This window comes from uncultured Algibacter sp., from assembly GCF_905480415.1.
GTDB lineage: Bacteria > Bacteroidota > Bacteroidia > Flavobacteriales > Flavobacteriaceae > Algibacter_B.
Window position 1 is genome coordinate 20427 of the sequence record NZ_CAJQQI010000158.1, and the last position, 6834, is coordinate 27260.

Genomic DNA, 6834 nt, shown 5'->3' on the forward strand with positions numbered 1-6834 from the left:
GTAAAATAAATGTTGATGGTAGTGAGTAATCCAATCTATTCTTTTCATTAAATATTAAACGAACATTAAGGGTTTAATATACGTTTATCACCGAATAATAATTCGTTTTTCTTAATAAAACAAGCATAAACACAAGTGATGTTAAACAATAAAGATTTTTATTTATCTTAGAGCACACATAACAGATATATAGTTACCAAAAACTATATACAGGCATTATATGGCATTTGAAAATTGTATTAAAATTAATATGTGTACATAAACTCAATAAACTATTTTAGAGGTATTTCGATTATATTTATTGTCTTTGGACATTGTATGTATTTAGTTGATTTTAAATATAATTCAATATTAGGCTATACAATTCAAAACTTGACTCAAGGAGGGACTTCATTTTTTGTATTTATTTCTGGTTTTTTATTTCATCATATTTTTTACAAAAATTTTAAATTTAAAGAATTTATGATAAAAAAGACTAAATATGTTTTAGTTCCATATCTTATTTTGTCAACAATTCCGATAGTTTATTTACTTACCAAGATTTGCATCAGTGGTATTTTATCATCAAATACTCTTTCACTTCGATATGATGAATTATTAGCCTTTCCTGTATTTCGTCATTATCTTACTGGGGTTGGTAAAAGTTTTGCTGGCTATTGGTATATTCCTTTCATTATGATAGTTTTTGCAATGTCACCACTTTTTGTTCGATTCATAAAACTCAAGCTAAAAACCTCGATAGTTATAACTCTTTTTCTACTAATTTGTTCAGTTTTTATTCACAAATCATTAGAAGGAATAGAATATAATATGTTTTCAGTTTTTCAAAATGTTTTTTACTTTTCGCCTATTTATTTGTTTGGTATAATATCTTCAGAAAATAAAAATATTCTGTATTCCAAAATTAAAGGAAAGGAATTTTATATTTTAAGTATTGCTTTTTCTCTTGCAATATTTCAAGCATATATTGGGGAATTCGGAAACTATCATAAAGACCCATTTACTTTTGGCGGAATTGATTTGATGATTATTCAAAAAATTCTTTTGTGTCTCTTTTTTATGATTTTTTTAAATCGATTTGAAAACTATAAACTTAGATTTTTAGAAATAATTGCAGCAAACAGCTTTGGTGTGTTTTTTACACATGGAATTGTAATTTGGGTTACTGGAATATTAAAATGGAAATTAGATTTTTCGTTCACCTCAAATTCATTTATAATATATTGTATGGTTTCATCTCTTGTCTTTTTTGTTTCCTTAATTATAACGCTGTTTATAAAAAGAATATTGCCAAATTATAGCAGATATCTAGTTGGGAGTTAAACTCTAATTAATAATAAAAACGCCATATAACAATGTGTAAAAATAATAGCCTAGACAGTAGTAAATACAAAAGTTGTAGCCCACATAAACTTTCATGTAACTTAATAAAAAAGTACAATGCAGTCGGCTACCATTCTGATACTGACCAGTAGCAATTATTCACAATCTTTGACTAAATAAAAAATGAAAAAAGAAAAAGTTGGATATGTAATATTATTCTCAATTACGATTATTGCCATTGCTGGAATATTCATTTTATCTCCAATAGAGCAGAATAAAGAATACCATAATTTTTGCGATTCTTACACAATCTTTAATATCCCTAATTTTTGGAATGTTGTTTCTAATATTCCTTTTTTAATAATTGGAGTGTTAGGTTTGCACACAACCGCGACTTTATCAGAAACAAAGATTCAATACATAACGTTTTTTTTAGGCATCTCTCTCGTCTCATTGGGTTCTGGTTATTATCATTTAAATCCAAACAATAATACTTTAGTTTGGGATAGGCTACCTATGACGATAGCATTTATGTCTCTTTTCTCAATTATTATCAGTGAATTTATTGACTTAAAAATTGGCTTAAAAACACTATTTCCTGCACTCCTTATTGGCCTGATATCTGTAATATATTGGATTATTTTTAACGATCTTAAAATTTACCTTTTAGTTCAATTTTATCCCATTCTAGCAATACTAATAATACTCCTATTCTATAAATCAAAATATAATTTAACTATTGGCTATTGGATGCTCCTAATTGCTTATGTTATTGCTAAATTTTTTGAGCACTTCGATTACCAAACCCAGAGCACATTAAAAATATTGAGCGGACATACATTAAAGCATTTGGTAATTTCAATTGGTATTATTAGCCTATTATACACCTACATAAAAAGGAAAAAAGTTAATACAATTACCAACAACGTTTATAATTAATTACTTGGGCAATTGCCTACTTAGAAAATTCCGCTGGAATTTTCTATCTGTGATTTATTTGCTAAATTAGATGCTGGAACACGCAACTAACCATACAAAAAACCGTTGCCCATAATATTGACATGTCCTGAAATAAGGCTACATAATTGTAAATATTATGTACAGAAATGACAAATTAATTAGACGTTACAGTGAAGCTTTTAAATTAAAAATTTTAGCCGAACTTACAATTGGCAAACACACAAAGAGCGAACTTTGTAAACTCTAATCTATTGCGCACAAACCATACTCGAACACATGATAAACAATGCTAAATAAAATGATAAAGCCATCAATAATTATATTTATGGTATCTACTTTAATTTCCAGTTGCAAGGAAGAAAGAAAAAATCCTATTTCTGTAATAGAAGTTAATGTAACTAATCAGCAATTATTAGATAGCCTTATTATATATGATAAAGATAAATCGTGGGAGATAAAGTCTATTCTTCGATTTAAGGAATCAAATAGAGTTATTGACACTATGAAAATTCTAGAAAATAAATTTTATCAAATTTATTCATTTTTAGATGGTAAACAGGGAGAATTAGGAGAGTTAGTAATTTCCCCAAATAGCGAAATAACTCTATTTATAGATGAGAAGGAACTTTTCGAGTCTATAGATTATTCAGGCAACTTTAAGTTATCTAATAATTTCTTAGCCTATTCTAAAAAATATCAAAACCTGTTATCTGAAATGGTTCGCAATGGAATAAAACAAGAGGAGCTTGAAATACTCATTCATGAAAAAGGCGAATTAATTAATAAAAAAGGGATATCTCTAAACGTAGTTGATAGCTTAAGCTCTTATGTAAAATTAAAATTTGATGAATTCTCTGATATTCTTAAACAGAAAAACATTAAATACCTATATAAAACATCAATAGTTAATAAAATTGGAAATAATTTCTTTTTCAAAGACATAAAAAACAATGTTAAAACATTAAAAGATTTCAAAGGGAAATATGTGTACATTGATGTTTGGGCAACTTGGTGTAAACCCTGTAAAGTAGAACATACTTTTCTAAAACAGTTAGAGGAACACTTTTCTAATAATAATGAACTTCAAATTATTTCTATTAGTACTGATCGCGAATATGATAAATGGGAAAAGTATATTACCAAAAATTCAATTAAAGGCGTGCAACTTTACTCTGGCTCAAATTCGGATTTTGTTAAATTTTATGATATTGGTGCACTGCCTAGGTTTATATTTTTAGATAAAGAAGGTAAAGTGATTAGTCCAGATGAAATAAGACCATCTAACTCTAAAACATTAGAAAAATTGGAGGCAACTGTTTATAACAACGTAAATAAAAGATAGTGGTTTTAGTGCCTAAACAAGCAATAAATAATACACTAAAGGTCAGTAATAAACCGAAAAGTTAGTGAGTGAAATCCGTTAATTTTTATACACAAAACTTTAGACGAATATCTCCAAAAATAAAGCTAACAACTTTCTATTTAAAATTAGCTCACCCACTTCATCATCAGAGCACAAGCAAATGCTGCATACGTGCCTAACGCATAGCCCAAAACGGCCAACAAAACACCAACAGGAGCTAACGAAGGATGAAACGCACCAGCAACAACAGGTGCAGAGGCAGCTCCTCCAATATTAGCCTTCGAGCCTACTGCCAAAAAGAAATATGGTGCTTTAATTATTTTAGCAACCACAAACAATAAGCCTACATGAATAATCATCCAAACAAAACCAATAGCAAACAAACTTATATTATCTACAATGGCATTTAAATTCATTTTCATACCTATAGAAGCTACTAAAATGTAAATAAAAACAGTTCCTATTTTACTTGCTCCTGCCCCTTCATAACTTTTTAATTTGGTAAACGAGAGGATAATACCGACTGTTGTAGCCATAATAATTAACCAGAAAAATGAACTTCCTAATCCAAAATCAACAAGTACAGGTGCATTTTCTTTGATCCAGACGCTTAAGTTATCGCCAACTAAATGGCCAATTGAAGTCACTCCAAAACCAATACCTAAAAGAATTATTAAATCGTTAAAAGAAGGTACTCTAGCCGTTTCTAAACTAAACTTCTCCATCTTATTCTTCAACTCGGTAATTGATGAATTATCAGCCTTAAAATATTTGTCTATTTTATCAGATTTAGCAACGCCTAATAATAAAAACGCCATCCAAACTTCGGCAACTAAAACATCTACTACAGCCATAATACTAAAAAGACTATCGCTAACTTCCCATTGCTCTTTCATCGCTAATTGATTTGCTCCTCCACCTATCCAACTTCCAGCAACGGTAGATAACCCTTTCCATAACGCTGTGCCTTCAACCTCAATTAAAATCTCTGGTGCCACATAATTAAAAAACACAATAGCTAAAGGGCCGCCAATCATGACACCAACAGTAGCAGTCAAAAACATGATTAAAGCTTTATTGCCCAATTTAAAAACGCCTTTTAAATCAATACTCATAGTTAAAAGAACCAATGATGCAGGTAATAAAAATCTAGAAGACACGTAATATAATTTACTACCACCTATAAACTTTGAATACACTGATTCTTCTATATTATGCGTAATAATATAATCCTTTAAAGTATTTAGATTTGTTATGCCATCTAGATCACCATATAAGGATTGCAAATGTTTTATAGTTGCAGAAACATCGAGCCATTTATCTGCAATTAAACCAACTGAACTTAATACTGAAGGTATAAAATAGCATAGTAAAAGCGCTGGAATAATTCTATAAAATTTTGAAAAGCGAGGTAAACTCGATGTGTAAAATATGAGTGCAAGTGTTACGCACAACACACCAAAAATTATGGTGTCATTAGCAAATAAAGGAATATCACTACTTATTTCTGATATATTCATAGACTATTTTATTTATTCTACTTCAAAAAAACATTATATAATTAAATGTAAATATTAGTTTAAAAAAACTAAAATATTTTCAAATCGCCTTTACCGACTCTCACAACCACAGGTTCATCTTCAGATAAATCAATAACCGTAGATGCTTCATTACCACCATACCCACCATCAATAACTAAATCTACCAAATTATCCCACTTTTCTAAAATTAATTCGGGATCTGTAGTGTATTCTAAAACTTCATCTTCATCATGGATAGATGTCGATATAATTGGGTTTCCAAGTTGCTTTACAATTTCTAAAGCAATATTATTATTTGGCACTCTAATACCAACGGTTTTTCTTTTTTTAAATGGATTTGGCAATGATTTTGAACCAGGTAAGATAAATGTATAAGGACCAGGTAAAGCCCTTTTTAATATTTTAAAAACAGATGTGTCAATTTGCTTCACGTAATCACTCAAATTACTCAAATCGCTACATACAAAAGAAAAGTTAGCCTTTTCTAACTTAATGCCCTTAATTCTTGCTACTTTTTCTAAGGCTTTTAGGTTTGTAATATCACATCCTAAGCCATAAACAGTATCGGTGGGATAAATGATAAGTCCTCCTTTTTTTAAGACTTTAACCACCTTGCTAATTTCTTTAGCATTGGGGTTTTCCTCATATATTCTTAAAAATTCAGCCATGGTTTTCTAACTTATAATTAATTTATCCAATTACCTCCAACTTAGCAAAACGTAGTAATAATTTTTTAGCACCTCCATGCTGAAAATTAATCTCAGCCTTAATATCTGCGCCAGCACCTTCTATCTTCATCACTTCACCTGTACCAAACCGAATATGCTTTACAATATTACCAACAACTAACTTACTATCAAATAAATTAGTATTTCCATTAGTTTTTGCAACAGGTTTTAAGTTTTTGGGCGTTGTTACTTTAAATTTTTCAGGTTCTTTCTTAGTATTATTTCCTTTTTTAAATACAGGTTGTTTTGCTGGTTTGTATCTGATTTTATTTGGTTCAACATCGCCAAAAATTTCAGCAGAAAGCATTGGGTTAAATCGACGTTCTTCAATTGGTGTCACAATATCTAAATACTGCTCGTCTATCTCTTCAATAAAACGGCTAGGTTCAGAATCAATCAGTTTACCCCAGCGGTATCTTGATAATGCATAAGTTAGATATGCTTGCTTCTCAGCACGCGTTAAGGCCACATAAAAAAGGCGTCGCTCCTCCTCTAGTTCACTTCGGGTATTCATACTCATCGCACTAGGAAATAAATCTTCTTCAAGTCCAACCACAAACACCGTTGGAAATTCTAATCCTTTTGCTAAATGTATCGTCATTAAAGCTACATGGTCTGGATCACCTTTATCGCCATCAATATCTGTTGCCAATGCCACATCTTCTAGAAACTCAGCTAAATTACCAGTGGTATCAGCAATTTCTTTTTGACCTTCAACAAAGTCTTTCATACCATTTAAAAGCTCTTCAATATTTTCCATTTTAACAACACCTTCTGGCGTGCCATCTTTATTGAATTCTTTAATTATACCTGTAGTTCTAGTAACATGTTCTGCCAACTCAAAAACATCGGCAGTTTGATTTAATACTTGAAAACTTTCTATAAGCGTAACAAAATTTTGAAGTTTGGTTTTAGTACC

At 30.1% G+C, this 6834-nt stretch carries 6 protein-coding genes; 3 read left to right on the forward strand and 3 right to left on the reverse strand.

Annotation, left to right across the window (positions count from 1 at the left end; translation table 11 throughout):
- The first annotated feature begins 252 nt into the window (after nt 1-252).
- From QZ260_RS10895 to QZ260_RS10905, 3 genes are all read left to right on the forward strand, one after another.
- Entirely contained in the window at nt 253-1323 is a 1071-nt protein-coding gene (locus QZ260_RS10895; RefSeq protein WP_295986082.1) for an acyltransferase, read from the forward strand.
- Between the two features lie 183 nt (nt 1324-1506).
- The gene (locus tag QZ260_RS10900) at nt 1507-2262 is read left to right on the forward strand and encodes a ceramidase domain-containing protein (RefSeq protein ID WP_295986085.1); all 756 of its coding nucleotides are present in this window, start codon (nt 1507-1509) and stop codon (nt 2260-2262) included.
- Nucleotides 2263-2581: 319 nt separating this feature from the next.
- Entirely contained in the window at nt 2582-3625 is a 1044-nt protein-coding gene (locus tag QZ260_RS10905) for a TlpA disulfide reductase family protein (protein WP_295986087.1), read from the forward strand.
- Between the two features lie 146 nt (nt 3626-3771).
- Here the strand turns inward: QZ260_RS10905 and QZ260_RS10910 are convergent, their stop codons facing one another.
- From QZ260_RS10910 to QZ260_RS10920, 3 genes are all read right to left on the reverse strand, one after another.
- The gene (locus tag QZ260_RS10910) at nt 3772-5166 is read right to left on the reverse strand and encodes a DUF819 family protein (RefSeq protein ID WP_295986088.1); all 1395 of its coding nucleotides are present in this window, start codon (nt 5164-5166) and stop codon (nt 3772-3774) included.
- A gap of 68 nt (nt 5167-5234) precedes the next feature.
- Entirely contained in the window at nt 5235-5855 is a 621-nt protein-coding gene (locus QZ260_RS10915; protein WP_295986090.1) for an L-threonylcarbamoyladenylate synthase, read from the reverse strand.
- A 22-nt stretch (nt 5856-5877) separates the two neighbouring features.
- Nucleotides 5878-6834: 3'-5' exonuclease (locus QZ260_RS10920; RefSeq protein ID WP_295986093.1), on the reverse strand; the 957-nt coding region annotated here is incomplete at its 5' end.